The sequence below is a fragment of the Micromonospora terminaliae genome (assembly GCF_009671205.1).
GTDB lineage: Bacteria > Actinomycetota > Actinomycetes > Mycobacteriales > Micromonosporaceae > Micromonospora > Micromonospora terminaliae.
Map to the genome: position 1 here is coordinate 1,489,668 of NZ_CP045309.1, position 24,373 is coordinate 1,514,040.

The window sequence follows — 24,373 nt, forward strand, 5'->3', positions numbered from 1 at the left end:
TTCGGCGTGTCCGATTGCGACCAGGAAGCGAGTGACGCCCGGACTCGCGCCATCTGAATTACTGCGGCATAGCCCGCGCCGCGCGACGTGCCGCTACGCTGCGTAGTGCCCCGCAGGGCTAGTGCCGATAAATGGCGCGGCCTCGGTAGACGCCCCAGCGCTGAAATGCCTGGTAGCTACAGCGGTAGCCGGGGCATACACAACTGCTACCGCGACTACGCCCAGCGCAACGCGACCACCCTGGCGGGCCTGCTCGACGCCGGCTGACGAGTTCACCCGCTCCGGGTGAGGCCGCCTCATCCGGAGCACCGGCAGCCTGGACGGTGTGCGCGGTCCGTCCACCGGCGCGACCGCGCGGCCGAGGAGGAGGTGGGGTCATGACGGTGCGGGTCGTAGCGGATCGCCGCCGCGGTGGGGTGCTGCACGTGATCGGGAACTCCGGCACACCCCGGCGGGGCGGCCGGCCCGGTCGGTTCAGCCCGACCCGGCTCTGGCGGGGGCCCAGCGGGCCACCGCGACGCACCGACGACCGACGCTGGGAAACCGACGCACGGGGGTGGGCAGATGGCTGAGCAGATGATTTCCGCGTTCGAGTCCTCGCTGGACAAGACCAACGTGATGCTCAAGGAGATCGAGTCGGCGTACGGCTGGCCGAAGGAGCAGCGCAACCAGTCCTACGCGGCGATGCGCACGGTGCTGCACCTGCTGCGGGACCGGATGCCGGTGGGGCAGAGCGTCGAGTTCGCCCAGCAGTTGCCGGTGCTGCTGCGGGGCGTCTACTTCGACGGGTGGCAGCCGGAGAACGTGCCGATCAAGCTGAACCGCGAGGACTTCCTCTACGAGGTCCGCCAGGGCTTCCCGTACGACGTGGAGGGCGGTACCGAGCGGGTGGTGCAGGTGGTGCTGGACACCCTGCGCAAGCACGTGACCCAGGGCGAATGGGAGGACGTCAAGTCGGCGATGCCGAAGGACCTGGGTCGGATGATCCCGTGACCCCACCGTCCCCGGCCCGTTCCGCCAGCCCGGCGGGGCGGGCCGGCGGCGTGCGGGTGACCGGCAGCCCCGCCCGCCGGGCCAGCGCCGCGAAGGCCACCGCGTCGACGATCGCCGCGCCGCCGGGGTCGTTGTTGAAGTAGACGTACGCCGGTTCGCCCGCCGGGAAGGCGGAGGCGAGCCGGCGCACCCAGGTGGCCAGCGCGGCGCGGCCGTAGCGGGGCCACGGCCGGGCCCGGCCCTCGTGCAGCCGCAGGTAGCCGAAGTCGGTGGTGCGCCACAGCGGGGTGATCGGCCGGCTCAGCCGGTCCGCCCAGACCAGCGCCGCCCGGTGGCGTTCCAGGACGCGCCGGGTGTCGTCGGTCCACCAGGACGGGTGCCGGGGCTCAACGGCCACCCGCACCTCGACGGGAAACAGGCGCAGTGTCGCCGCCAAGGCGTCCGGGTCGGCCCGCATGGTGGGTGGGAGTTGGATCAGCACCGGGCCGAGCCGGTCGCCCAGCCCGGTGGCCCGGTCCAGGAAGCGGGCCACCGGCTCGGCCGGCTCCCGCAGCCGCTTGATGTGGGTCAGGTAGCGGCTCATCTTCACCGCCACGCAGAAGTCGTCCGGCGTGCGGTCGCGCCAGGCCACGAAGGTGTCCCGCTCGGGCAGCCGGTAGAAGGCGTTGTTGACCTCGACCGTGGCGAACCGCTCGGCGAAGTGCTCCAGCCAGAGCCGCTGCGGCAGCTTCGCCGGATAGAAGCGCTCCCGCCAGTCCCGGTACTGCCAGCCCGACGTGCCGACCAGGATCATCCCGGCCGCCTACGCGAGGTCGATCCGGAACACCTCGAAGGCGGCCCCGTACCGGACGCCCAGCCGGGCGCCGGCCGGGCGGGCCAGCCCCTCGAGGAACTCCTCGGCATCGAAGCCGCCGTCGCCGAGCCCGCTCAGGTACGCCCCGTGCGCCCGCAGCGACGCCACCCCGCGGTCGAAGCTGGCCGTCACGTCCACCCCGTGCCGGGCCTGCGGGGAGGCGGCCGCCCACACCTCGCGGACCCGGGACCACGGCTGCACCCCGTCGGTGAGCTGCTCAGGGAAGATCCACCGGTTGCCGGCGTCGCGGACCGCGTCCAGCGTGGCCCGGCCGCAGGCGATGTGGTCGGCCTGGTTGAGCGCGTACGCCCCGTCCCAGGTGTCCCGGAAGTTGTTCGTGAGCACGATGTCCGGGCGGTGCCGGCGCACCACCGCGGCGATCTCGCGGCGCAGCGCCACGCCGTACTCCAGCAGCCCGTCGGGGAGGCCGAGGAACTCCACGGTGTCCACCCCGACCACGGCGGCGGAGGCCCGCTGCTCCTCCTCCCGCAGCACCCGGCTGCGCTCCGGCGGCATCGCGTCGATGCCCGCCTCGCCGCTGGTGAGCAGGCAGTAGACGACCTGCTTGCCCTGCCCGGTCCAGCGGGACACCGCGGCGGCCGCGCCGAACTCCAGGTCGTCCGGGTGGGCCACCACGGCGAGCGCCCGCTGCCAGTCCTCGGCCAGCGGCGTCAACGGCTCCGGCTGCCCCACGGCCACCCCCTTCCGCCCGCGCCCTTCCCGCCATCCTGGCACCGGACGCGACCCGCCGCCCGGCGAGCGGCGCGGGGCCCGGCGAACCGTCCGTACGGCACGTCCCGGGCGTCTACGGTGTGGTTAGAGAAAATCGGGCGTGGGGTACCACCCGCTGCACACGGACCCCGACGACGGGGCGGCACACCGAGGGAGACCCATGGCACTCAACGACGACGACATGCAGACCACCGGTGGCGGCGGTGCCGAGGGCCCGGCCGACGGTGGCGCGACCCCGGGCCAGCAGGACGGCGGCGCCGACGGCGGCGCGGACCGCGGCGCCGAGCGCGGCCGGGACCAGGGTGCCGACGCCGGCGCGGAGGGCCCGGCCGACGGTGGCGCGACCCCGGGCCAGCACGACGGCGGGGCGGACGGCAGCGCCGAGGGCCCGGCCGACGGCGGTGCGACCCCCGGTCAGCGCGACGGCGGCGCCGACGGCAGCGCCTGACGGATGGCCGTGACGCACCTCGACCCGCCGGGCGGCCACGGCCGCCCGGCGGTTCCGTCTTCCGCGGCCGACGCCCTGGCGCGCTGTGTGGCGGTCGAGCCCGCCAAGTTCGCCGCCGACCACTGGGGGCGCAGCCCGCTGCTGTCCCGGGCGGCCGAGCTGCCCAACCCGGCGGGCTTCACCGACCTGCTCAGCCCCGCCGACGCCGACGAGCTGCTGAGCCGGCGCGGCCTGCGTACCCCGTTCCTGCGGGTCGCCCAGGACGGCCAGCTCGTGCCCGCGGCGCGTTTCACCGGCGGCGGCGGGGCGGGCGCCGAGATCGGCGACCAGGTCCTCGACGAGAAGGTCCTGTCCCTGTACGCCGACGGCGCCACCCTGGTCCTCCAGGGCCTGCACCGCATCTGGCCGGCGCTTGTCGACTTCGCCCGCGACCTGGGCACCGCGCTGGCCCAGCCGCTGCAGGTGAACGCCTACCTGACCCCGGCCGGCAACCAGGGCTTCGCCACCCACTACGACACCCACGACGTGTTCGTGCTCCAGGTGGACGGCCGCAAGCACTGGCGGATCCACCCGCCGGTGCTGCCCGACCCGCTGGAGAAGCAGCCCTGGGGCGGCCGGGCCGACGAGGTCTCCGCCGTGGCCGAGGGCCGGCCCGCGCTGGACGTGGTGCTCGAACCCGGCGACGCGCTGTACCTGCCGCGCGGCTGGCTGCACAGCGCGCAGGCGCAGGAGCGCAGCTCGCTGCACCTGACCGTCGGCATCCGCGCGCTGACCCGGTACGCCCTGGTCGAGGAGCTGCTGGGGCTCGCCGCCGAGGACGCCCGGCTGCGCGCCGGGCTGCCGTTCGGCGTCGACGTGGCCGACCCGGACGCCATCGAGCCGGAGCTGACCGAGACGGTCGAGGCGCTGCGCGACTGGCTCCTGCGGGCCGACCCCGCGGCGGTGGCCGCGCGGCTGCGCGCCCGGGCCTGGCCGGCCGCCCGCCCGGCGCCGATCCGGCCCCTCGCCCAGGCCGCCGCCCTGGCCACCCTGGACGCGGACAGCCGCGTCGCGCCCCGCGCCGGGCTGCGCTGGCAGCTCACCCCGACCGGCGACGGCACGGTGGCGCTGCGCCTGTTCGACCGCACCATCACCCTGCCCGGCACCTGCGAGCCGGCGCTGCGCGCGCTGCTGGCCGGCGAGGTGACCCGGGTCGGCGACCTGCCCGGCCTGGACGACGACGCCGACCGCCTGGTCCTGACCCGCCGCCTCCTGAAGGAAGCCGTCCTGACCCCGGCCTGACCCTCCCGCGTCCCGTCAGCGGGTTGCGGTCAGGGTCAGCAGGAGTGCGGTCGTGGCCAGGCCGGTCGCGGCGACCAGGAGGATCGGGCGGGGGGTCAGCACGGCGTGGCGGCGGTCCGCCAGCAGCCGGGCCGGCGCCAGGCCGACCAGCGGGCCGAGCAGCGTCACCACGAGGGCCAGTACCGGCATGCCGACCGCCAGGTCCCCGCCCGAGCCGGCGCCCAGCGCGCGTGCCCCCGCGCCCAGGGCGTACGCCACCAGCGCGCCGCCGATGCCGAAGCCGACCAGGAGCGGGTTCGCCGAGCCCGGCAGCTCGCCCGGCTGGCGGGTGCGGTCCAGCAGCTCGCGCACCCCGCGCAGCAGCGGCAGCGGGTCGCCCGTGGCGTCGCGGGCCGGGCCGGGCGGGTCACCCAGCCGCCGCCCGCCGGCGCCGATCCGGGCCCGGAGCTGGCCCCACAGGTGCGCGGCCTCGCCGTCGACGCGTTCGACCATCCGCTGCGCCTCGGCCACCTCCGCCTCGGCCCGCCGCACCTGCTCGGCGGCCTCGGCCACGGCACGGTCGGCGGCGGCGACCTGCTGCGCGTACCAGCCGTGCGCCTCGGCACGCTGGGCAGCCACCCGGGCGGTCAGCTCGGCGAGCCGGCGGACCTGGGCGGCGTACGTCTCACTGGCGACCGGTTCGTTCATCGGGAGGGACCATAGGGGATGATCACCTGTCCCGTGCGGTGCACCGCCCGGTCGAAGTAGAGGCCGCGCCACGGGCGGGGGTACCAGTCCGGCCCGCCGGTGCCCGGGTAGAGCGAGGAGCCCAGCTCGGCGCCCTGCACGTCGAGCGCGACCCAGGCGCCGATCTGGTCGGTGCGTGCCGCCGGCCCGCCCAGGTCGACGCGCATCCGGGCCACGCCGCGCCACCAGGCCAGCACGTGGGTACGCCGTTCGGGCCCGTCGTGCAGGATCCGGCGCAGCTGCTCCAGCCCGGTCCGCCGGCCGGCCTTCCCGGCGAGCTGCCCGGCCGCCGCGTCGACGGCGTACAGCAGCAGGAAGTGCGGGGTCTGCGGGGTACCCGGAGCGCCGAGGGTGTCACCCACCTCGGCCATCAGCTCGGGCACCGTCTCCTCGTCGTACCAGGCGGCGTCGTCGGCCAGATCCTCGTAGAGGGCACGGGCGGCCGGGTCGGCGTCGGGGTCGAGGCAGGCGATGGAGAACCGGGCGGTGCCGGGCCGGTACTGCCGGGCGAGGGAGCGGGCGGCGGCGTCGAGCACCGCGCACGCCTCGTCGACCCGGGTACCGAGCACGGCCAGGTTCCGCCCGGGGGCCCGGGGCAACCGCAGCGCCGCCGAGCGCGCCTGCACGTCGATGAGCTCGCCGAGCAGGGCCACCGGGGTGCGCGGGACCCCCTGCTCGGGGGCGGTCAGCGCCCGGAAGTCGGGCGCCTCGGCCAGCCTCGGGACGGCGTCGCCGTCGAAGAGCCGCGCGGGAGCGGCGTCCTGCGGGCGCATCCGCCACAGCCGGTGCTGGAGCTGGCTCCACGTCTCCCAGTCGCCGGCGAGGGGGATGCGGGCCACCTCGTTCCCCTCGGCCAGCCCGGACTCGGCGTTGACCACGGCGTGGTGCCGGGGCAGCGACTGCGCCGCGTCGTTGCGTTCGGCCAGGATCCGCAACGCCTTGGGCAGGGCGATGCGCAGGGTGAACTGGGCGACCAGGGCGGGCCGCCCCCACAGCGCCTCGATGCCGCGCACGTCCTGCGAGGCGAGCACCAGGTGGATGCCCTGCGACCGGCCCCGCCGGGCCAGGTCCTCCAGCAGGTCGGCGGCCTCGCGGGCGACCACGTCGCGGCCGGCGAGCAGCGCCTGGAACTCGTCGACCACGGCCACGATCCGCGGCCAGTGCCCGGTGGGGTCCACGGCGCGCAGCTCGGCCAGCTTGGTGACCTCGTGCTTCTTCGCCGCGTCGGCGCGTCGGCGCAGCTCCTCGGCGAGGAACCGCAGCAGCGCCAGCCCGAACTCCCGGTCGGTGTTGACGTTGATCCCGACCAGCCGCATGTGCGGCAGCCAGCTCGGGTCCCGCCGGCCCTGCGCGAACCGGGCGAAGGACACCCCCTCCTTGAAGTCGAGCAGGTAGAACTCCAGCTCGGTGGGGGAGTAGCGGGCGGCCAGCGCGCCGATCCACGCGAAGATCAGGTTGGTCTTGCCGGTGCCGGACGGGCCGCCGATCAGCGCGTGCGGCGGGTAATCGCCGAGGGTGAGCAGCACCGGCCGGCCGTGCGGGCCCTCGCCGATGGGCGCCGTGAGCCCGTGCGCCGAGTCCTCCCGCCAGTACTCCCCGGTCGGGGGGAGCAGGTCGGTGAAGGGCGCCGGCGGCGGGCCGGCGTTGACCCGGGAGGCCACCTCGCGGCAGGTCTCGGTGACCAGCCCGGCCGGCGGTGGGGCGTCGAGCGCCACGGGCAGCCCGCCGATCCGGGCGTCGTCCGGGTCGACCACCACCCGGATGACGGTCGGCCCGTCGGGCAGGTCGATGCCGCGGACCACCAGGTGCACGCCGCAGGCCGCCCCGGTACGCACGACCCGGTCCAGCTGGCCGCGCTCGTGCCGGGACAGCTCGTCGCCGCCGAGCAGCACCGCGACCCGCCAGGGCTCGGGCCGCCGGCCGGTCGCGGCGGCCAGCTCGCGCAGCGACGCGTACTCGCCGGCCAGCACCGTCTCGTTGATCCGGCGGATCTGCTCCACCAGGTCGTCGAGCAGCCGGCCCAGGCCGCCCGGGCCGACGAAGGTGAGCAGCCCGGCGGTGCCGAGGGGGGCGAACCCGGCCAGCCCGCCGCCCAGGTGCTCGGGGTCGTACCCGAAGAGCCGGACCGCGCCGGGGTCGGCCCGGCCGACCGAGCGCAGCAGCAGCGCGGGCACGACCGCGGCGACGCCCTCCCGGTCGCTGCCGGCGAGGTGCACGTGCCCGGCGTCGAGCAGCGGGACCAGGGCCGGGACCGGCTCGGCGCCGGTGATGCGTACCGTGCCGATCCGGACCGCGCCGGGTGGCTCGGACCGCCCGGCGGGGGTGGCCTGCCAGCGGTCCCACGGCGCGGACGCCGCGCCCGGCGCCTCCCGCCCGGCCGCCGCGGCGGCCCGGCGGGCCAGCTCGGCGATCCGGGCGGCGTGCCGGGTGTCGATCTCGGCGAGGCGGCGGTCCCGCTGCGCGCCCACCCGTTCGGGTACGGCCGCGGCGGCGCGCCGCACCCGGGCCAGCCGGTCGCGGCCGGCGGCCAGGTCGGCGTCGGCGGCGGCGAGCCGGGTACGGGTGGCGCCCAGGGCCTCGGAGAGCATCCCCCGGACCCGCGTCACCAGTTGCGCGCGGACGTCAGCCACGGGACGGCTCCCGGTCGTCGGTGTCCCTGGGCAGGTCGCGTCCGAGCCGGTCGAGCAGCACCCCAGTGACCACGCCGGCGGTGACGGCCGGGTCGGCGGCGTGCGGTTGCTCCTGGTCGGCGCCGCGGCGCGGCGGGGGCATCCGGCAGACCCGGGTGAGCAGGGTGTCCAGCACCGGTGGCGGCAGGCCGGGCAGCAGGTCGCGGACCCGCCCGTCCAGCTCCCGGCGCAGCCGGCCCAGGTCGTCGGCGCGCGGCGGGTGGCCGAGCAGCTCGCCGGCCAGGCCGCGCAGCATCGGCGGGGCGATCGCGGCCAGCCCCAGACCGACGTCGGCGTGGGCGCGGCGCAGCTCCCGGTGCAGCCGGTCCCGGTCGCCCGCGCGGATCCCGGTCACCACCCGGCGCAGCAGTTCGCGGGAGTCCTCGACCCGCTCGTCCGGCTCGTCGGGCGCGCCTTCCCGGCCGCCGGTCAGCTCCGCCACCCGCACCGCCCACCAGCGCCGCACGGCCGGCTGCTCGTCGCGGTCGGGTCCGGCGCCCGGCGCCGGGGGCGCCACCTCGCCGCGGGGCGCGTCGTGCTTCGGCCGGCGGTCCGTGGCCTTCGGTGCGGGCGCGCCGTCGGCGGCCAGCCCGATCGCCGCCAGGTACGCCGACAGCTGCTCCTGCGCCACCCGCAGCGCGTAGCCGGCGGTCTCGGCGTGCTCGGTCGCGGCGGAGAGCTCCGGCACCCCCATGGGGTTGGCCGATTCCTGGCGCACCCAGCGCAGCCGCTCGGTGGCCTGGCCGAACTTCTCCAGGGCGGCGGCGAGCTGGGCCAGGGGCAGTTCCTCGGCGGCGGCGCGGACCTGCGCGCCGATGTCCTCGACGATGGACACGACCGGTCCTCAGAGGGTGGCGACGTAGAGCTGCGCCTGCTCGACCGCCACCAGCGTGGCGGCGAGACACTCCTCCAGCTCCTGGCTGGCCTGGGTCAGCGAGGCCTGGGCCGCCTCGACGGTCTCGTGGCCGCTGCCCTCCAGCGCGCCGGCCAGGGTCTGCTGCGCCTCGGCCAGCTTCTCGCCGGCCGCCTGCACCGCTGTCTGCCCGTCTCCTATCTGCTGGAGAGCGACATCGATCGCTGCCTTCAGCTCGGCGACGCTCGCCACGGGGGACCTCCTGGGGGCGGGGGAGATCTCCATTACAACCCATCCCGACGGGTGGGCGAACATCCGCCCTCGCGGTGTTCCTACCCGGCTGTCCGATTACGGCGCTGACGTGCGGAAAGGCGCTCCCTGACGGCCCCGCCGGTCCCGCCCGGGGTCCCTCGGGTCCCGCCGACGGGACGCCGCCGCCCTTCCGGGGGCCGCTCAGCGGGGCAGCCGGCGCGGGCCGTACACCTCGGCGCCGAGCGCGCCCACGCGGGCCCGCAGCTCCCGGTCGGCGGTCACGACCGCCCGGCGCCGCTCGGGCGCCGCCGCGACCAGCGCCACGATGGTGTCGTCGCCGGAACCGGGCGCGGAGACCACGGCGACCCCGGGCACCGCCGGGACGTCCCGGGCCGCGCCCTCCACCACCAGCACCACCTCCAGCGGCGGCGGCAGCTCCGGCGGCACCCCCGCCGCGGCGACGGGCACCAGCGCGTCGCGCAGCCGGGCGGCCGCCCCGGCCCGGTCCCGCCACCAGCCGTCCGGCCGCGAACCGACCACGTTCGCGCCGTCGACGATCAGCAGGGGCGTGGTCTCCATGCCCCCAGCGTGCCACCCGCCCGCGTTTGTCGCGCCGACCGCGGGGTAGCCACCGCCGGACCGTGCCGCGCCATGTCGCGCCCCGGCGGCCGTGCCGACCGACTGCGGAGGAGAACTGATGGGACCCGGTGACTTCGGCAACGACCCGTGGGACGAGTTCCTGGCCCGGTACTTCGGGCGGGGCGAGGGGGGACGCCGGCCGGCGCACCGGGTCGACATCACCCGCCTCATGACCGCGGACGCGCGGGAGATGCTGGCCGACGCGGCCCGCCGCGCGGCGCAGAAGCACAGCAACGACCTGGACACCGACCACCTGTTGTGGGCGGCGTTGCAGCGCGAGCCGCTGCGGGACCTGGTCCGGCGGGCCGGCGCCGACCCGGACGCGCTGGTCAACGCCCTCGGCGGGCGCGGCGACGGCGCGCCCCGGGGTGAGGTCCCGCCCAACCTGTCGCTCACCCCGGCGGCCAAGCGGGCCCTGCTCGACGCGCACCAGCTCTCCCGGGCCATGGGCGCCAACTACATCGGTCCTGAGCACATCCTCATGGCCCTGCCGCTCAACCCCGAGTCGCCGGCCGGCCGGATGCTCGCCGCCGGGCGGATCCAGCCCGAGTCGCTCCAGGCGGCCAACGCCGAGCGCGGTCCCATGACCGGCCCGAAGCCCGACCGCGGCACCCCCACCCTCGACCAGTACGGCCAGGACCTCACCGATCTGGCCCGGATGGACCAGATCGACCCGGTGATCGGCCGGGCCGACGAGATCGAGCAGGCCGTGGAGATCCTGTCCCGGCGCACCAAGAACAACCCGGTGCTCATCGGCGAGGCCGGTGTGGGCAAGACCGCCATCGTGGAGGGGCTCGCCGAGCGGATCTGCGACGGCGACGTGCCGCAGACCCTGATCGGCAAGCGGGTCATCCAGCTCGACCTGGCCGGCCTGGTCGCGGGCACCCGCTACCGGGGCGACTTCGAGGAACGGCTCAAGAAGGTGATCGACGAGATCCGTGCGCACCGCGAGGAGCTGATCATCTTCCTGGACGAGATCCACACCCTGGTCGGCGCGGGCGGCGCCGGCAGCGAGGGCGGCATGGACGCGTCCAACATGCTCAAGCCCGCCCTGGCCCGCGGCGAGCTGCGGGTGATCGGCGCGACCACGCTGGACGAGTACCGCAAGAGCATCGAGAAGGACGCGGCCCTGGCCCGCCGGTTCCAGCCGGTGCTGGTTCCCGAGCCCAGTGTCGAGGACACCGTGTCCATCCTGCGCGGCCTGCGCGACCGGTACGAGGCCCACCACCAGGTCCGGTTCACCGACGAGGCGCTGGTCGCCGCCGCCGAGCTGTCCGACCGGTACGTCACCGACCGGTACCTGCCGGACAAGGCCATCGACCTCATCGACCAGGCCGGCGCCCGCGTGCGGCTGCGCACCCGCACGCCCGCCGCCGACGTGCGCGACCTGGAGCAGCAGCTCGACGAGGTACGCCGGGACAAGGAGCAGGCCGTCTCCGACGAGCAGTACGAGCGGGCGTCCACCCTGCGCGACCGGATCGCCGAACTGGAGGACCAGGTCCGCCGCGCCCGCGGCGACGAGGGCCCCAGCCACGTGCCCGAGGTCGGGCCGCGGGAGATCGCCGAGGTGGTCTCCCGGGCCACCGGCATCCCGGTCAACCAGCTCACCGAGGAGGAACGGGACCGGCTGCTGCGCCTGGAGGGGCACCTGCACGAGAAGGTCGTGGGCCAGGACGAGGCGGTCAGCGCGGTGGCCGAGGCGGTCCGCCGCTCGCGTACCGGGCTGGCCGACCCCGACCGGCCCATGGGCAGCTTCCTCTTCCTCGGCCCCACCGGCGTCGGCAAGACCGAGCTGGCCCGGGCGCTCGCCGAGGCGCTGTTCGGCGAGGCCGACCGGATGGTCCGGGTGGACATGAGCGAGTTCCAGGAGCGGCACACGGTCAGCCGCCTGGTCGGCGCGCCCCCCGGGTACGTCGGCTACGAGGAGGCCGGACAGCTCACCGAGGCGGTCCGCCGCCGCCCGTACGCAGTGGTGCTGCTCGACGAGATCGAGAAGGCCCACCCGGACGTGTTCAACATCCTGCTCCAGGTGCTCGACGACGGCCGGCTCACCGACAGCCAGGGCCGTACGGTGAACTTCAAGAACACCGTACTGATCATGACGAGCAACCTCGGTTCGGAGCTGATCACCGGTACCCAGCGCACCGTCGGCTTCGGCGCCGGTGAGCCCGGCGAGCAGGAGACCAGCGAACTGCGCGAGCGCCTCATGCGCCGCCTGCAGGAGAACTTCCGGCCCGAGTTCATCAACCGCATCGACGAGGTGATCATCTTCCAGCGGCTGGAGGCCGAGCAGCTGCGCCAGATCACCGGGCTGCTGCTGGAGGAGACCCGCCGCCGGCTGCACGCCCAGGACATCCAGGTCGACTTCACCACCGCCGGCGTGGACTGGCTGGCCGAACACGGCTACCAGCCCGAGTTCGGCGCCCGGCCGCTGCGCCGGGTCATCCAGCGCGAGGTCGACAACCGGCTGTCCCGGATGCTGCTGGAGAACCAGATCTCGCCCGGGCAGCGGATCACCGTCGACGCGCGGGAGGGTCAGCTTGCCTTCGACGTGACCGCCGGCGACCGCGGCTACACCACCGCGGCGACGTCCCATCCGCGATGAGGGAAGACGCCCCAGCCCCGACGGATCGGAGGGCGGACATGACCGAACCGGAGGAGAACCGGGAGGACCCCGAGCGCACCGAACCCATCGTCGCGCCCCCGACGGCCAACCCGGCCCGGGTCAAGGTGCCGCCGGAGGGCTTGAAGCAGCACACCGACAAGGGCGAGGGCGATCCGACGCCGTCCGGGTCGCCGTCGGGAGAGGAGGCGTGATGGTACGCGAGGCGCGACTCGATCCGGAGGTCGAGGTGATCTGGGACGACTTCCACGCCGAGGTGAACGTCCCCTCCGAGCAGCTGCGACAGTGGCTGCTCACCCGCGGCTCGGGGGAGGAGGCGTTCGGCCCGAACCCGGACCTCGACCTGCCCGAGCCCGGGCGGCGGATCCTCCAGGTGCTCACGAAGCGCAAGGTGGACCTCACCCCGGAGGACATCGAGGTGATGCGGGACGCCATCGACCGGATCCGGGAGCTCAGCGCCGCCAAGCCGAGCCGGGGCAACGCCGACGACGAGTGGCGGCACTCCCTGCTCGACCTGGGCCACGACGTCCTCATCGAACGCTGACGGGATCGCCATGGCGGCACCCGGGACGTGGTCCCGGGTGCCGCCGCCGGTCTAGTCCGTCGACTCCATGCTGGGCAGTTGCAGCCCGGCGGCGTCGGCCGCGTCCTGCCGCTCGCCGCGGGCCCGCTCCTCCCGGCTGAGCAGGTTGGCGAATTCCGTGATGTCGGCCGGCTCGGGCACCTCCGGCAACCGGCGCAGGAACGCCTCCAGGTCGGCGGAGGCGGCGGTGTGCGCGGCGGCCGCCTGGCGCAGCAGCTCCCGCTGGTCGGCGGCCGGGTACAGATCAGTCATGCCGCCCAGATACCCGCGCTCAGGCGGTTCGCACCCCGCCCGCCGTGGTCGGCTGCACGCCGAAGTCCGGGTGCGCCAGCAGCCAGGCCAGATAGTCCGGGTGGTTCGCCAGCGCGTCGGTGTACGCCGCCACCGCCGTCTCCAGCACCGGCTCGGCGACCCGGGCCGCCGGGGCGTCCGGGTGCCAGCCGAGCAGCAGCCGCCAGCGCAGCGGCGTCCCGGCGAGCCGGCGGGTCACCAGGCCGGCCACCGGGCGGAACGTGGCCTGGCACAGCGCCACCGCCTCGCCCGCGTCGACGAGGTCGAGGCAGCCCCGCACGTCGGCCTCGTAGACCTTGCGGGGCGTGAAGCCGGCGCGGGCGCAGGCCGCCGCGAAGCAGTCGCCGAAGCAGCCGTCCCCGGGCGCGGCCACCCACTGTTCGCGGCGCAGGTCGACGAGGCGCACCTCGTCCCGGCCGGCCATCGGGTGGGTCTGCGGCAGCAGCACGAAGACCGGGTCGACGGCCACCTCCCGCCAGCTCAGCCCGGACTCCGCCGACGGGGTGGCGTCGCCGCACACCCCGGTGAGGGCGAAGTCCAGCCGCCCGCCCGCCACCAGCTGCGCCAGCTCGTCCACCGACCACGACGCGTACGTGGTGATCTGCACCTCGGGGCGCTCGGCGGCGAGCCGGTGCACCAGCCGGCCGAGGATCGGGCTGTTCACCCCGCCGAACCGGTACCGGCTCAGCGGGTCGCCCGCACCGGCCAGCCGCGCCGCCTCGTCCTGCAGGCCCTTCATGGCCGGCAGCAGCACCCGGGCCCGGTCGAGGACCAGCTCGCCCAGGGCGGTGGGCCGGGCGCCCCGGCGGTCCCGCTCGAACAGCGGCCCGCCCAGGGCCCGCTCGATGCGCTGGAGCTGGGCGGTCAGCGCCGGCTGGGCCAGGCCGAGCGTCGAGGCCGCCTTGGTGACGCTCCCCGTCTCCGCGATCGCGCAGACCACCCGCAGGTGTCGCAGCTCCAGATTCATACGGTGACGGTAGGACCACGGAACGGCCGTACGGAAGGGTCTTCCGGTATCGGTATATCTGTATGGCGCAATGGTCAGTCGCGGGGGCGCTCCAGGTCCGCGAGGCGGGTCCGCCGCCCGGTGACCACGTCGCGCACCTTGTCCAGCACACCCACCGCCGGCTCGACGATCTTGTTCCACGGCGGGGTGGCCGGGGTCCCCGGGTGCGGGCGGGTGGGCGCGGCCTCCTCGGCGATCTCCCAGCGGTTGCCCAGCCGGATCAACTCGGCGTCGCTGGCCACCTCGCGCAGCGGGGTCACCAGCGCGGCGACCCGGCTCACGTGCCGGCGTACCCGCTCGGCGACGTCGGCCACCGCCGGGTCGTCCGCTCCGGACAGTCCCTTCAGCGCAGCCAGCAGGGCGGCGTCGGCCTCGATCTCCCGGTCCACCAGTTCGGCGCTCTCCGGGACCGCGGCCCGAGCGGCCGGGAAGAGGTACTGCTCCTCGGCGGAGAGGTGCCGGGACACCGCGGCCGTGAGCACGTCCAGCACCTCGCGGCGGCGTGCCGGTTCCAGGCCCGCGTCGGTCACCTGCGCGGCCAGCCCGAGCAGCGCCCGGTGCTCCCGGTCCACGAGGTCGGCCAGGCTCCGGCCGCCCGGCCGGTACGCGTCGTCGGCGGTGGGCGGCAACGGCGGCAGGGGGACGGTCATGGTGCCCTCCGGGATCGACGGGTGTGGCGGTCCGGCGGTACCCGCGCGCGCGATCCGCGAAACCGCACCCCGACCGGGGGCGACCGGCCGCCCGGGCCGGCTGGTATGAAGAAGCGATGACGAGCGACCCCGCCTCCGCCCGACCCGAGCCCACCGACGAGGTCGTGGACCTCTGCCGCGACCTGCTGCGCATCGACACCACCAACACCGGGGACAACGACACGAGCGTCGGGGAGCGCCGGGCCGCCGAGTACGTCGCGGAGAAGCTCGCCGAGGTCGGCGTCGAGGCGGAACTCATCGAGTCGGCGCCGGGCCGCGCCAACCTGGTCGCCCGGATCCCCGGCACCGACCCGGGCCGGGACGCGCTGCTCGTGCACGGCCACCTCGACGTGGTGCCCGCCGACCCCGAGGAGTGGTCGGTGCACCCGTTCTCCGGTGAGATCCGCGACGGCTACCTGTGGGGCCGTGGCGCCATCGACATGAAGGACTTCGACGCCATGGTGCTGGCCGTGGTGCGCGGCTGGCAGCGCGCCGGGATCCGCCCGTCCCGCGACGTCGTGCTCGCCTTCACCGCCGACGAGGAGGCCGGCAGCGACTACGGCGCGCACTTCCTCGCCCAGCGGCACCGGCACCTCTTCGAGGGCTGCACCGAGGCGATCGGCGAGGTCGGCGGCTTCTCCTACTCCGTCGACGAGCAGCGGCGGCTCTACCTCATCGAGACCGCCGAGAAGGGCATCGACTGGCTGCGCCTGCACGCCAAGGGCCGCCCCGGCCACGGCTCGATGGTGCACGACGACAACGCCGTCACCGCGCTCGCCGAGGCGGTCGCCCGGATCGGCGGGCACCGCTTCCCGGTCGTCATGACCGACACGGTGCGGGCGTTCCTGGCCGAGGTCTCCGACGTCCTCGGCATCGACATCGACCCGGACGACCCGGAGACGGCGATCGGCAAGCTCGGGCCGATCGCCAACATCATCGGCGCGACCATCCGCAACACCGCCAACCCGACCCGGCTGACCGCCGGCTACAAGGACAACGTCATCCCGGGCCGGGCCACCGCCACCATCGACTGCCGGAGCCTGCCGGGGCAGAGCGAGGTGCTGGAGCGGCAGCTGCGCGAGCTGGTCGGGCCGGACATCGCCATCGAGTACATCCAGCGCCAGCCCGCCCTGGAGACCACCTTCGACGGCGACCTCGTCGAGGCCATGTCCGCCGCGCTGCGCGCCGAGGACCCGGGGGCCCGGCCGGTGCCGTACATGCTCTCCGGCGGCACCGACGCCAAGGCGTTCTCCCAGCTCGGCATCCGCTGCTTCGGCTTCGCGCCGCTGCGCCTGCCCGCCGACCTCAATTTCTCCGGCCTGTTCCATGGCATCGACGAGCGGGTTCCCCTGGACGGACTACAGTTCGGCGTGCGGGTTCTCGACCGCTTTCTCCGCAGCTGCTGACGGTGCCCCCGCGCCGCCGGCCGGCGCGGAACCTCCCCATCGCGAAGGGACTGCCTCACATGACCGACCAGCACGGTGAGCTGGACGCCGCCCTCGAGCGGGTGATCGACGCCGCCCGCGCGCACCTGGCCGCCGTCCGCGCCGCCCAGGGCCGGATCGACGACGACGCCGTCTGGCAGGCGTACGTCACTTTGAACAATGCCTCGTTCGCCTACGACGAGCAGCTGCTCGACGCGTTCGGCGAGGTGACACCCTGGGACGTCGAGTCGATCGACCCGGACGAGGCCGACGAGCGCTTCGGCGGGGCCGAGGGCGTCGAGGCGACCGACCCGCACCCGCGGGTGATCTCGGTGCGGCAGCGGCGGGACTACCGGGTGCCGAGCGTCTCCGCGCTGATCCGCGCGGCCGAGGCGGCCCGCCGCGAGGGCACCCCGGAGGAGGACGAGCCGGCCGCGGTCGAGGGGGTCGGCGAGGCCGTGCTGGAGCTGCTGCAGAGCGGTGACGGCTCGCTCTCCGCGCTGGACGTGCCCGAGCTGGAGCCGCTCGACGGCGTGGTCATGGTCAGCGAGGTCGGCACCCCGGTCGACCTGGAGTCGTTCGACGACGACGACCCGGTGGGGCCGTTCCAGCCGGCCGCCGACGACCGGCTCGTCGGCCGGCTCGACGAGCACCCGTTCCTGGAGCTCGACGAGGAACACGACCACGCCCACTAGCCGGCGAGGCCCCGGGGCCGCCCACGTGGTGGCCCCGGGGACCGTGCGGCCCGGGCGCCGTCAGTAGGAAAGACCCGGCTGCGGCTGGTTGACCCGCCGACGGCGCAGCATGACCTGCCGCGTGCCGTCCCGGTACAGCCGCACCCGGGCCAACTCCCAGCCGGAGAACTCCGCCTGGATCGCCAGCTGCGCCGCGGCGGTCAACCGATCGACATTCGAAGGCAACCGCAGCGGCGCGTATTCGTAGTCCATGGCCTCTATGCTGCCCAGCCCGGCAGCCCACCGCCACCCCCTGACGGTGACCCGCGTCGCCCTCTTCGCCGCCCCGGGCCCGGCCGGTCGGGCTCAGCCGTCCCGTTCCGGGTAGCCGACCGGCACCGCCGCGACGTCGTCCAGCGCGGTGACGATCTCCTCCGGCAGGGTCATCCGCTCCACCTGGAGCGCGCCGAGGAGCTGCCCCACGGTGCGGGCGCCGAGGATCGGCGCGGTCACCCCGGGCCGGTCCCGGACCCAGGCCAGCGCCACCTCCAGCGGCGACACGCCCAGGCCGCCGGCCGCGATGGCGACCGCCTCCACGATGCTGGAGCAGCGCGGCTCCAGGTAGGTGGCGACGAAGCGCTCGAAGTGCGGCGACACGGCCCGGGAGTCCGCCGGGCGGCCGTTGCGGTACTTGCCGGTGAGCACCCCGCGGCCCAGCGGCGACCAGGGCAGCACGCCCAGCCCCATGGCCTCGCAGGCGGGCAGCACCTCGCGCTCCACGCCCCGCTCCAGCAGCGAGTACTCGACCTGGGCGGCGACCACGGGGGCCCGCCCCGGCCACGCGGCCTGCCAGGCGGCGGCGCGGGCGGTCTGCCAGCCGGCGAAGTTCGACACCCCGACGTACCGGGCCTTGCCGCTGGACACCGCGTGGTCGAGCGCGGAGAGAGTCTCCTCCAGCGGGGTGTGCGGGTCGTACCCGTGCACCTGCCACAGGTCGACGTGGTCGGTGCCGAGCCGGCGCAGCGACGCCTCCAGGGTTTGCAGCAGGTGCCCCCGGGAGCCGTCCCGGCGGCGGCCGCTGCCCGGCCGCAGCCCCGCCTTCGTGGCGATGAGCAGGTCGTCGCGGGGCACCAGGCTGCCCAGCAGGGAGCCGATCACCGACTCCGCGTCGCCGTCGGCGTACACGTCGGCGGTGTCCACGAGGTTGCCGCCCGCGTCGAGGTAACTCTTCAGCTGGGCGGCCGCGTCGTCGGCATCGGTGTCCCGTCCCCAGGTCATGGTGCCGAGCGCGAGCCGCGAAACCGCCAGCCCGCTTCGGCCGAGCGGTCGCTGTTGCATGGGTGAACCTTATTTCGAACCCGGCTTCACGGATATCCTCGCCGCAGTCAACTTCCCGCGCGACCTCCCGCGGGTGTGACGTGTTCGAGGGTGAGCCGGTGGTCCGCGCGGCCACGGGCATTGCGTAACCTGATGCGACCTGTGGTGCGGATGGTGGGAGGACCAGTGCGACTCGGGCTCAGCCTCGGATACCAGACGGCGTGGAGCACGCCGGCCGACCACCTGGCGCTGGCCCAGGAGGCGGATCGGCTCGGCTACTCGGTGGTGTGGGCGGCGGAGGCCTACGGCTCCGACTCGCCGAGCATGCTGGCCTGGATGGCCGGCCAGACCGAGCGGATCGACGTGGGCGCCGCGGTGATGCAGATCCCCGCCCGCACCCCGGCCATGACCGCGATGACGGCGGCGACCATCGACGCTCTCTCCGGCGGCCGGTTCCGGCTCGGCCTGGGCGTCTCCGGCCCGCAGGTCTCCGAGGGCTGGCACGGCGTCCGCTTCGCCAAGCCCCTGGCCCGCACCCGGGAGTACGTCGACATCGTGAAGCTGGCCGTGGCCCGCAAGGAGGTCGCGTACGACGGCGAGCACTACACGCTGCCGCTGCCGGACGGCCCCGGCAAGGCCCTGCGGCTGGGCTTCCACCCGCCGCGCGAGCACATCCCGATCTACCTGGCCGCCGTCGGCCCGAAGAACCTCGAGCTGGCCGGCGAGATCGCCGACGGCTGGCTCGCCGTCTTCTACGCCCCCGAGTTCGCCGAAGAGCAGCTCGCCTCGGTGCGGGCCGGCCGGGCGAAGGCCGGCAAGGAGCTGGCCGGCTTCGACGTCGTCCCGTCGGTGCCCGTGGTGGTCGGCGACGACATCGCCACCTGCGCCGAGCTGGTCCGCTGGTACGCCGCCCTCTACGTCGGCGGCATGGGCAGCCGGCAGCAGAACTTCTACAACCAGCTCGCCACCCGGATGGGCTACGGCGACGCCGCCCGCGAGGTGCAGGACCTCTACCTGGCCAAACGGCAGCGCGACGCGGCCGCCGCGGTGCCCATGGAGTTCATCGACCGCACCTCGCTGCTCGGCCCGAAGGAGCGCATCGCCGAGCGGATGCGGGAGTACGCCGCTGCCGGTGTCACCACCCTGTCGGTGACGCTCTTCGTGGCCGACCGGGACAGCGGCGTGCAGACCCTGCGGACCGTCGCCGAGGCGCTGGAGCTCTCCGGAGTCGGCGAGTGACCTGGGTCGAGGCCATCGTCCTGGGCATCGTCCAGGGGCTCACGGAGTTCCTGCCGGTCTCGTCCTCCGGGCACCTGCGGATCACCTCGGCGATCTTCTTCGGCCGGGACGCCGGAGCGTCGTTCACCGCGGTGACCCAGCTGGGCACCGAGGCGGCCGTGCTCATCTTCTTCTTCAAGGACATCTGGCGGATCGTGCGCACCTGGTGCCTCGGTCTGGTCGACCGCTCGGTGCGCTCCAGCCTCGACTACCGCATGGGCTGGTACGTCATCGTCGGCACCATCCCGATCGGCATCTTCGGGCTGCTGTTCAAGGACCAGATCCGCACCGCCGGGCGGAACCTGTGGCTGATCTCGTTCACGCTGATCTTCTTCGGCCTGGTGCTGGCCTTCGCCGAGTACTGGGGGCGGCAGACCCGCACGCTGGAGAACTTCCGGATGCGCGACGGCGTCATCATGGGCTTCGCCCAGGCCGCGGCGCTGATCCCGGGTGTCTCCCGCTCCGGCGGGACGCTCACCGCCGGCCTGCTGCTCAACCTCACCCGCGAGACGGCGGCACGCTACTCGTTCCTGCTGGCCATCCCGGCCGTGGTGATCTCCGGCGTGTTCAGCATCCCGGACGTGTTCGAGCCGTCCGCGCCGGGCACCGCCGCGCCGAGCGTCGCGCAGATGGTCGTCGCCACGGTGATCGCGTTCGCCATCGGGTACGCGGCCATCGCCTGGCTGCTGCGCTACGTCGCGCACCACACCCTGTACCTGTTCGTCCTCTACCGGGTGGCGCTCGGTTCCCTGGTCCTCTGCCTGCTCCTCACCGGCACGATCAACGCCACCTGAGCTGATCCGGATACGCCGCTGGCCGGCACCCCGTTGTTCGGGGTGCCGGCCAGCGGCTTGTTGCTTGGGTCAGCTGTTCCAGTGCTGGTGGACGATGTCGGTGGCCTGCTGCTCCCACTGGGCGTAGGCGTCGGGGTAGGCCGAGACCTGCACGGTCTGGGCGGCCTCGGTCAGCGGCATGTCCTGCCAGCCGTCGACCTGCTTCAGGCCCTTCTCGAACGCCAGGGTGGCGTACTCGGGGTCGGTGATCTGCTCCGGCGTGCCCCAACCACTGGACGGGCGCTGCTGGAACAGGCCCAGCGAGTCGTGGTCGTTGGCGTCACCGAGGTGGCCCAGGTTCTCCAGCTTCGACTCCTGCAGCGACGTGGCGATCGAGATGACCGCCGCCCGCTCCGGCAGACCGGCCTTCTTCGTCGCGGCGATGATCGCCTTGGCGTTGGCCAGCTGCTCGTCGTTCAGGTCGATCTTCGACTGCGCGCCCTGCACGGTCGCCACCGCGACCGGCTTGCTGTCGTGCATCGGCTCCGCCGCGTGGGCGGCGACCGGACCGGCGAAGATCCCACCGGTGAAAGCCAGACCAGCAATACCCAGCACGCTCTTGCGCAGCATCGTGTTCATGAGAAAGCTCCTCGGGGGTTGGCGCACACGCCGATGGGGGTCGGCTGCGCGCAAGCACCACGTCAGGCGCTCAAAGGAAAGTCTTGGGGGATCATCGGCGCGCGGGGCAAAGGCCGCTTCGCAGCGCCGGGACCATGTACAACGACCGGCGGCCCACCATCATTCCGGGACCGGCACACCCACCTGCGGCGAGCGGGTCCGGGGGGCCGGCCACCCCGACCCGCGGGGCGCCTTCCTCGGTCGTGCACCGGGTATAACGACCCCCGGCCGCCGGCCATTCCGGCGCCGGGATGCCGCCAGTCACGGCCGCGATCCGGACATTCACCCCACACCGCGCGATGGTCGTCGCCCCGGCTGCAGATCTTGGACAGTTACCGTTCGCTGCTAACAGCAACTGTCCAAGATCTCGACGGGGCGGGCGGGAGAGCCGCACGCGCGAGGCCCGGTCCGGGGGTCAGTGGAACACCATGGGTTTATCCGGGCCTCGGAGACACCCATAGCGCTGCACTCACCGCCGTCCACCACAGCGCAAATCGGCCATCCATCCCAGACCAAGAGTGACGTGTGCGCGGCCACCAACGTGATGACGTGAACGGACCGCCGCGGCCGCCATCAGATCGTGTCCTCTCGGATGCCTGTCGACCTGACGTCGACAACGACTCAACAGCGAGCGCGCGGGCAAGCGGAAAACGGCTACCCAGCCCCTCGCCCCACCCAGCCCCTCGCCCCACCCAGCCCCTCGCCCCACCCAGCCCCTCGCCCCACCCAGCCCCTCGCCCACCCAGCCCGTCGCCCGCCAGGCTCGCTCGCCTTGCTCTGCAGCCACGGAAGCAACACCTGCGCGCCGCGGGCGCTGCGTCGGTGGCTGCAGAGCAAGAGCGGCCGCGAAGAGGGGCGCGGCGCAGGGCAACAGCGCCCGATGCGCAGCGGGAAGGGGCGCAGACAACAGCGCCGGCCGCCTGGTGCGCAGGGGGAAGGGGCGCAGACAACGGCGCCGCCCGCCTGATGTGCAGCGGGAGGGGGCGCAGGCAACGGTGCCGCCGGCCTGATATGCAGCGGGATGGGGCGTAGACAACAGCGCCGCCCGCCCCCGGAGGGGACGGACGGCGCTGAAGGGGTGTCGGTGTGCAGGTCGCCTCTCGGCGAGTGGCGCGACGCGGCTCCAGCCGGACGGTATTCCGCGAAGGCAATTTAGGTGAGGCCCGGGGACACTGGGCACACCGACGCTCTGCACAACGGCCCGACCGGCTCCGCTGTTCCGGGCCGAGGCGTGTCCGCCGTCACAACCCCGCCGCGATACCGCCACATGCCGTGGTGCAGTCGATCAAGAGGTGGGGAGCGCCTAGGGTGGTCTGCGTGGCGACCCTCCTGCTTCTGCGACACGGCCGGACCACCGCGAACGCCGACGGTGGCCTGGCCGGCCGGCAACCGGTCGAGCTCGACGAGACCGGGCGCGCCCAGGCCGCGGCGGTCGGCGAACGGCTCAAGGGGCTGCCCCTCGCGGCGGTGGTGACCAGCCCGCTGATCCGGTGCCGGCAGACCCTGGAGCTGGCCCTGCCCGCCGCCGAGCCGGTGGTCGAGGAGGGTCTGATCGAGTGCGGCTACGGCGCCTGGGAGGGGCAGCCGCTGAAGAAGTTGGCCAAGGAGCCGCTCTGGCCGGTGGTGCAGCAGCACCCGAGCGCCGCCGTCTTCCCGGAGGGGGAGTCCATGGCGGCCATGTCGGCTCGGGCGGTCGCCGCGGTGCGCGCCTGGGACGCTCGGGTCAGCGCCGAGCACGGACCCGAGGCGGTCTGGCTGGCGTGCAGCCACGGCGATGTGATCAAGGCGATCGTGGCCGACGCGCTGGGCGTACACCTGGATCTTTTTCAGCGGATCGTGGCCGACCCGGCGTCGGTGACCGCGATCCGCTACACGCCGCTGCGGCCCTTCCTGGTCCGGCTCAACGACACCGGCGGCGACCTCGCCGGGCTGGTCCCGCCGCCGCGCAAGCGGCGCCGGCGGGCGACCCGGGCGACCGACTCGGACGCGGCGGTGGGTGGCGGCGCGGGGGCGACCCGGTGAGCCGCCGCGCCACGCCCGGCACCGGCGGGGCCGGGCCCTGGCGTTTCGCCCTGGGCGGATTCGGCGTCGGTGCGCTGCGCGACGGTTCCGCGCGCCGGATAGGGTCGTGGGTATGACCCACCAGGTGCACGCCTTCGAGCCGCCGGAGCGGTTCGTCGCCGGAACCGTCGGCCCGCCGGGGGAGCGCACGTTCTTCCTCCAGGCGCGCGGCGGAGGCCGGCTGGTCAGCGTCGCGCTGGAGAAGGTCCAGGTGTCCCTGCTCGCCGAGAAGCTGGAGGAGCTGCTCTCCGAGGCGCAGCGCCGGTTCGGCGTCGAGCTTCCCGAGGCCGCCCCGGTGACCGGCGACAACGACCCCCTCGACACCCCGGTCGACGAGGAGTTCCGGGTCGGCACCCTGGGCCTGGCCTTCGACGTCGACTCCGCGACCGTGGTGATCGAGGCGATCGCCGCCGGTGAGACGGAGGTCGAGGTCGAGCTGGGCGACGCGGACGACGACGCCGACGAGGACCCGGACGAGCCGGACGACGACCTCGACCGGCTCCGGGTCCGGTTGACCCCCGAGGCGACCCGCGCGTTCATCGAGCGGGCCCGCCGGGTGGTCAACGCGGGCCGCCCGCCCTGCCCGCTCTGCGGCCAGCCGCTCGACCCCGCCGGTCACCTCTGCCCCCGGCACAACGGCTACCACCGGTGACCTCGTCCGAACTTCAGCCCCGACAGGACGGCACCGCCTCGCTGCGACTGCTCAGCGACGGTGAACTCACCCTGGAGGGGCGGCTGGTCGACGCCTCCAACACCACCCTGCGCGGCATCCTCACCCTCGGCGGGGCGACCGCGCGCTGCGTCTACAAGCCGGTCCGCGGCGAGCGCCCGCTCTGGGACTTCCCGGACGGGACGCTCGCCGGCCGGGAGGTCTCGGCCTACCTGGTCTCCCGGGCCACCGGCTGGGACCTGGTGCCGCCGACCGTGCTGCGGGACGGGCCGTTCGGGCCCGGCTCCTGCCAGCTCTGGATCGACGAGCCGGAGGACGCCGAGCCGCTGGTCGGCTTCGTGCCGGCCGAGGCGGTGCCGCCGCGCTGGTTCCCGGTCGCCGCGGCGCGCGACGACGACGGGGCCGCGTACGCGCTGGCGCACGCCGACGATCCGCGCCTGGCCCGGCTGGCCGTCCTCGACGCTGTGATCAACAACGCCGACCGCAAGGGCGGCCACGTGCTCGTCGGCCCCGACGACCGGATCTACGGGGTGGACCACGGGGTCTGCTTCCACGTCGAGGAGAAGCTGCGCACGGTGCTCTGGGGCTGGGCCGGCCGGCAGCTCCCGCCGGACGCCGTGGAGATGCTCGACGGCCTGGCCGGGCAGCTCACCGGTGCGCTCGGCCACGAGCTGGCCGACCACCTCACCATCAGCGAGGTCGCCGAGGTGGCGGCCCGGGTGGACCGGCTGCGCGAGACCGGGCGGTTCCCGCTGCCCCCGGAGGAGTGGCCGGCCATGCCCTGGCCGCCCATGTGAGCTGCTGTCGCGTTGATCACCCGAGGCGCGCCACCCGAGGCCCTGACGGATCGTTAGGCTGGC

Annotated in this window: 26 protein-coding genes; 13 read left to right on the forward strand and 13 right to left on the reverse strand. The window is 74.6% G+C overall.

The window, feature by feature from the left end; translation table 11 throughout:
- The first annotated feature begins 564 nt into the window (after positions 1-564).
- The gene (locus tag GCE86_RS06715) at positions 565-993 is read left to right on the forward strand and encodes a DUF2267 domain-containing protein (protein ID WP_154226126.1); all 429 of its coding nucleotides are present in this window, start codon (positions 565-567) and stop codon (positions 991-993) included.
- On the opposite strand, the gene GCE86_RS06720 is transcribed toward GCE86_RS06715, so the two are convergent.
- Positions 950-1,786, reverse strand: coding sequence for a DUF72 domain-containing protein (locus tag GCE86_RS06720; protein WP_154226127.1), 837 nt, complete (start codon positions 1,784-1,786; stop codon positions 950-952). The genes GCE86_RS06715 and GCE86_RS06720 overlap by 44 nt on opposite strands.
- 9 nt (positions 1,787-1,795) lie before the next feature.
- The gene (locus tag GCE86_RS06725; RefSeq protein WP_154226128.1) at positions 1,796-2,539 is read right to left on the reverse strand and encodes a PIG-L deacetylase family protein; all 744 of its coding nucleotides are present in this window, start codon (positions 2,537-2,539) and stop codon (positions 1,796-1,798) included.
- Between the two features lie 199 nt (positions 2,540-2,738).
- Here GCE86_RS06725 and GCE86_RS06730 point away from each other — a divergent pair, with 199 nt between their 5' ends.
- Complete coding sequence (locus tag GCE86_RS06730; protein ID WP_091266016.1) at positions 2,739-3,026, forward strand: hypothetical protein; 288 nt, start codon at positions 2,739-2,741, stop codon at positions 3,024-3,026.
- Between the two features lie 9 nt (positions 3,027-3,035).
- Complete coding sequence (locus GCE86_RS06735; protein ID WP_208818078.1) at positions 3,036-4,307, forward strand: cupin domain-containing protein; 1,272 nt, start codon at positions 3,036-3,038, stop codon at positions 4,305-4,307.
- 15 nt (positions 4,308-4,322) lie between these two features.
- On the opposite strand, the gene GCE86_RS06740 is transcribed toward GCE86_RS06735, so the two are convergent.
- The 5 genes from GCE86_RS06740 to GCE86_RS06760 all read right to left on the reverse strand — a co-directional run bounded on the left by GCE86_RS06740 (position 4,323) and on the right by GCE86_RS06760 (position 9,386).
- Entirely contained in the window at positions 4,323-4,994 is a 672-nt protein-coding gene (locus tag GCE86_RS06740) for a hypothetical protein (RefSeq protein WP_154226130.1), read from the reverse strand.
- A complete protein-coding gene (locus GCE86_RS06745) occupies positions 4,991-7,663 on the reverse strand; it encodes an FtsK/SpoIIIE domain-containing protein (RefSeq protein ID WP_154226131.1) in 2,673 nt (890 codons plus the stop codon). Before GCE86_RS06745 ends, GCE86_RS06740 begins: the two co-directional genes overlap by 4 nt.
- Positions 7,656-8,537 (reverse strand): hypothetical protein, encoded by an 882-nt coding sequence (locus tag GCE86_RS06750; protein ID WP_154226132.1) that lies wholly within the window; start codon positions 8,535-8,537, stop codon positions 7,656-7,658. Before GCE86_RS06750 ends, GCE86_RS06745 begins: the two co-directional genes overlap by 8 nt.
- A gap of 9 nt (positions 8,538-8,546) precedes the next feature.
- Positions 8,547-8,807, reverse strand: a complete 261-nt coding sequence (locus GCE86_RS06755; protein ID WP_030504016.1) for a hypothetical protein — start codon at positions 8,805-8,807, stop codon at positions 8,547-8,549.
- A gap of 201 nt (positions 8,808-9,008) precedes the next feature.
- Complete coding sequence (locus GCE86_RS06760; protein WP_154226133.1) at positions 9,009-9,386, reverse strand: hypothetical protein; 378 nt, start codon at positions 9,384-9,386, stop codon at positions 9,009-9,011.
- Between the two features lie 118 nt (positions 9,387-9,504).
- Between GCE86_RS06760 and GCE86_RS06765 the strand changes: the two genes are divergently transcribed.
- From GCE86_RS06765 to GCE86_RS06770, 3 genes are read left to right on the forward strand one after another with little or no spacing between them, the layout of a single operon-like run.
- Entirely contained in the window at positions 9,505-12,051 is a 2,547-nt protein-coding gene (locus GCE86_RS06765) for an ATP-dependent Clp protease ATP-binding subunit (RefSeq protein WP_204342782.1), read from the forward strand.
- Positions 12,052-12,089: 38 nt separating this feature from the next.
- Complete coding sequence (locus GCE86_RS31565) at positions 12,090-12,263, forward strand: hypothetical protein (protein WP_167537030.1); 174 nt, start codon at positions 12,090-12,092, stop codon at positions 12,261-12,263.
- Positions 12,263-12,613, forward strand: coding sequence for a DUF3140 domain-containing protein (locus GCE86_RS06770; RefSeq protein ID WP_154226134.1), 351 nt, complete (start codon positions 12,263-12,265; stop codon positions 12,611-12,613). Before GCE86_RS31565 ends, GCE86_RS06770 begins: the two co-directional genes overlap by 1 nt.
- A gap of 51 nt (positions 12,614-12,664) precedes the next feature.
- On the opposite strand, the gene GCE86_RS06775 is transcribed toward GCE86_RS06770, so the two are convergent.
- The 3 genes from GCE86_RS06775 to GCE86_RS06785 all read right to left on the reverse strand — a co-directional run bounded on the left by GCE86_RS06775 (position 12,665) and on the right by GCE86_RS06785 (position 14,599).
- Complete coding sequence (locus GCE86_RS06775) at positions 12,665-12,904, reverse strand: hypothetical protein (RefSeq protein ID WP_154226135.1); 240 nt, start codon at positions 12,902-12,904, stop codon at positions 12,665-12,667.
- A gap of 19 nt (positions 12,905-12,923) precedes the next feature.
- Positions 12,924-13,910, reverse strand: a complete 987-nt coding sequence (locus GCE86_RS06780) for a LysR family transcriptional regulator (protein WP_154226136.1) — start codon at positions 13,908-13,910, stop codon at positions 12,924-12,926.
- 74 nt (positions 13,911-13,984) lie between these two features.
- Positions 13,985-14,599: a hemerythrin domain-containing protein gene (locus GCE86_RS06785; protein WP_154226137.1), complete on the reverse strand. Its 615-nt coding sequence runs from the start codon at positions 14,597-14,599 to the stop codon at positions 13,985-13,987.
- 116 nt (positions 14,600-14,715) lie between these two features.
- On the opposite strand from GCE86_RS06785, the gene GCE86_RS06790 reads away from it, so the two are divergent.
- On the forward strand, positions 14,716-16,044 hold the full coding sequence (locus tag GCE86_RS06790) for a M20/M25/M40 family metallo-hydrolase (RefSeq protein WP_154226138.1): 1,329 nt from the start codon (positions 14,716-14,718) through the stop codon (positions 16,042-16,044).
- A 59-nt stretch (positions 16,045-16,103) separates the two neighbouring features.
- Entirely contained in the window at positions 16,104-16,757 is a 654-nt protein-coding gene (locus GCE86_RS06795) for a hypothetical protein (protein ID WP_154226139.1), read from the forward strand.
- Between the two features lie 60 nt (positions 16,758-16,817).
- Here the strand turns inward: GCE86_RS06795 and GCE86_RS06800 are convergent, their stop codons facing one another.
- Both GCE86_RS06800 and GCE86_RS06805 read right to left on the reverse strand, forming a co-directional pair.
- Positions 16,818-17,009 carry a DUF5703 family protein gene (locus GCE86_RS06800; protein WP_091265978.1) on the reverse strand — a complete coding sequence of 64 codons (192 nt, stop codon included), beginning with the start codon at positions 17,007-17,009 and terminating at the stop codon, positions 16,818-16,820.
- A 93-nt stretch (positions 17,010-17,102) separates the two neighbouring features.
- A complete protein-coding gene (locus tag GCE86_RS06805) occupies positions 17,103-18,074 on the reverse strand; it encodes an aldo/keto reductase (protein ID WP_154226140.1) in 972 nt (323 codons plus the stop codon).
- A 165-nt stretch (positions 18,075-18,239) separates the two neighbouring features.
- On the opposite strand from GCE86_RS06805, the gene GCE86_RS06810 reads away from it, so the two are divergent.
- Positions 18,240-19,292, forward strand: a complete 1,053-nt coding sequence (locus GCE86_RS06810) for an LLM class F420-dependent oxidoreductase (RefSeq protein ID WP_154226141.1) — start codon at positions 18,240-18,242, stop codon at positions 19,290-19,292.
- Complete coding sequence (locus GCE86_RS06815) at positions 19,289-20,125, forward strand: undecaprenyl-diphosphate phosphatase (protein WP_154226142.1); 837 nt, start codon at positions 19,289-19,291, stop codon at positions 20,123-20,125. Before GCE86_RS06810 ends, GCE86_RS06815 begins: the two co-directional genes overlap by 4 nt.
- 69 nt (positions 20,126-20,194) lie before the next feature.
- On the opposite strand, the gene GCE86_RS06820 is transcribed toward GCE86_RS06815, so the two are convergent.
- Complete coding sequence (locus GCE86_RS06820) at positions 20,195-20,743, reverse strand: hypothetical protein (protein ID WP_154226143.1); 549 nt, start codon at positions 20,741-20,743, stop codon at positions 20,195-20,197.
- Positions 20,744-22,090: 1,347 nt separating this feature from the next.
- Between GCE86_RS06820 and GCE86_RS06825 the strand changes: the two genes are divergently transcribed.
- The 3 genes from GCE86_RS06825 to GCE86_RS06835 all read left to right on the forward strand — a co-directional run bounded on the left by GCE86_RS06825 (position 22,091) and on the right by GCE86_RS06835 (position 24,310).
- Entirely contained in the window at positions 22,091-22,804 is a 714-nt protein-coding gene (locus GCE86_RS06825) for a histidine phosphatase family protein (RefSeq protein WP_154226144.1), read from the forward strand.
- A 112-nt stretch (positions 22,805-22,916) separates the two neighbouring features.
- On the forward strand, positions 22,917-23,495 hold the full coding sequence (locus tag GCE86_RS06830; protein WP_154226145.1) for a DUF3090 domain-containing protein: 579 nt from the start codon (positions 22,917-22,919) through the stop codon (positions 23,493-23,495).
- On the forward strand, positions 23,492-24,310 hold the full coding sequence (locus tag GCE86_RS06835; RefSeq protein ID WP_154226146.1) for an SCO1664 family protein: 819 nt from the start codon (positions 23,492-23,494) through the stop codon (positions 24,308-24,310). Before GCE86_RS06830 ends, GCE86_RS06835 begins: the two co-directional genes overlap by 4 nt.
- The last annotated feature ends 63 nt before the right edge of the window (positions 24,311-24,373 follow it).

Excerpts from the sequence above, each read along its gene's own strand:
- GCE86_RS06715 (WP_154226126.1), top strand. The coding sequence starts at position 565 with ATGGCTGAGCAGATGATTTCCGCGTTCGAGTCCTCGCTGGACAAGACC.
- GCE86_RS06720 (WP_154226127.1), bottom strand. The coding sequence starts at position 1,786 with ATGATCCTGGTCGGCACGTCGGGCTGGCAGTACCGGGACTGGCGGGAG.
- GCE86_RS06730 (WP_091266016.1), top strand. The coding sequence starts at position 2,739 with ATGGCACTCAACGACGACGACATGCAGACCACCGGTGGCGGCGGTGCC.
- GCE86_RS06740 (WP_154226130.1), bottom strand. The coding sequence starts at position 4,994 with ATGAACGAACCGGTCGCCAGTGAGACGTACGCCGCCCAGGTCCGCCGG.
- GCE86_RS06760 (WP_154226133.1), bottom strand. The coding sequence starts at position 9,386 with ATGGAGACCACGCCCCTGCTGATCGTCGACGGCGCGAACGTGGTCGGT.
- GCE86_RS06765 (WP_204342782.1), top strand. The coding sequence starts at position 9,505 with ATGGGACCCGGTGACTTCGGCAACGACCCGTGGGACGAGTTCCTGGCC.
- GCE86_RS31565 (WP_167537030.1), top strand. The coding sequence starts at position 12,090 with ATGACCGAACCGGAGGAGAACCGGGAGGACCCCGAGCGCACCGAACCC.
- GCE86_RS06770 (WP_154226134.1), top strand. The coding sequence starts at position 12,263 with ATGGTACGCGAGGCGCGACTCGATCCGGAGGTCGAGGTGATCTGGGAC.
- GCE86_RS06775 (WP_154226135.1), bottom strand. The coding sequence starts at position 12,904 with ATGACTGATCTGTACCCGGCCGCCGACCAGCGGGAGCTGCTGCGCCAG.
- GCE86_RS06780 (WP_154226136.1), bottom strand. The coding sequence starts at position 13,910 with ATGAATCTGGAGCTGCGACACCTGCGGGTGGTCTGCGCGATCGCGGAG.
- GCE86_RS06785 (WP_154226137.1), bottom strand. The coding sequence starts at position 14,599 with ATGACCGTCCCCCTGCCGCCGTTGCCGCCCACCGCCGACGACGCGTAC.
- GCE86_RS06790 (WP_154226138.1), top strand. The coding sequence starts at position 14,716 with ATGACGAGCGACCCCGCCTCCGCCCGACCCGAGCCCACCGACGAGGTC.
- GCE86_RS06795 (WP_154226139.1), top strand. The coding sequence starts at position 16,104 with ATGACCGACCAGCACGGTGAGCTGGACGCCGCCCTCGAGCGGGTGATC.
- GCE86_RS06800 (WP_091265978.1), bottom strand. The coding sequence starts at position 17,009 with ATGGACTACGAATACGCGCCGCTGCGGTTGCCTTCGAATGTCGATCGG.
- GCE86_RS06805 (WP_154226140.1), bottom strand. The coding sequence starts at position 18,074 with ATGCAACAGCGACCGCTCGGCCGAAGCGGGCTGGCGGTTTCGCGGCTC.
- GCE86_RS06820 (WP_154226143.1), bottom strand. The coding sequence starts at position 20,743 with ATGAACACGATGCTGCGCAAGAGCGTGCTGGGTATTGCTGGTCTGGCT.
- GCE86_RS06830 (WP_154226145.1), top strand. The coding sequence starts at position 22,917 with ATGACCCACCAGGTGCACGCCTTCGAGCCGCCGGAGCGGTTCGTCGCC.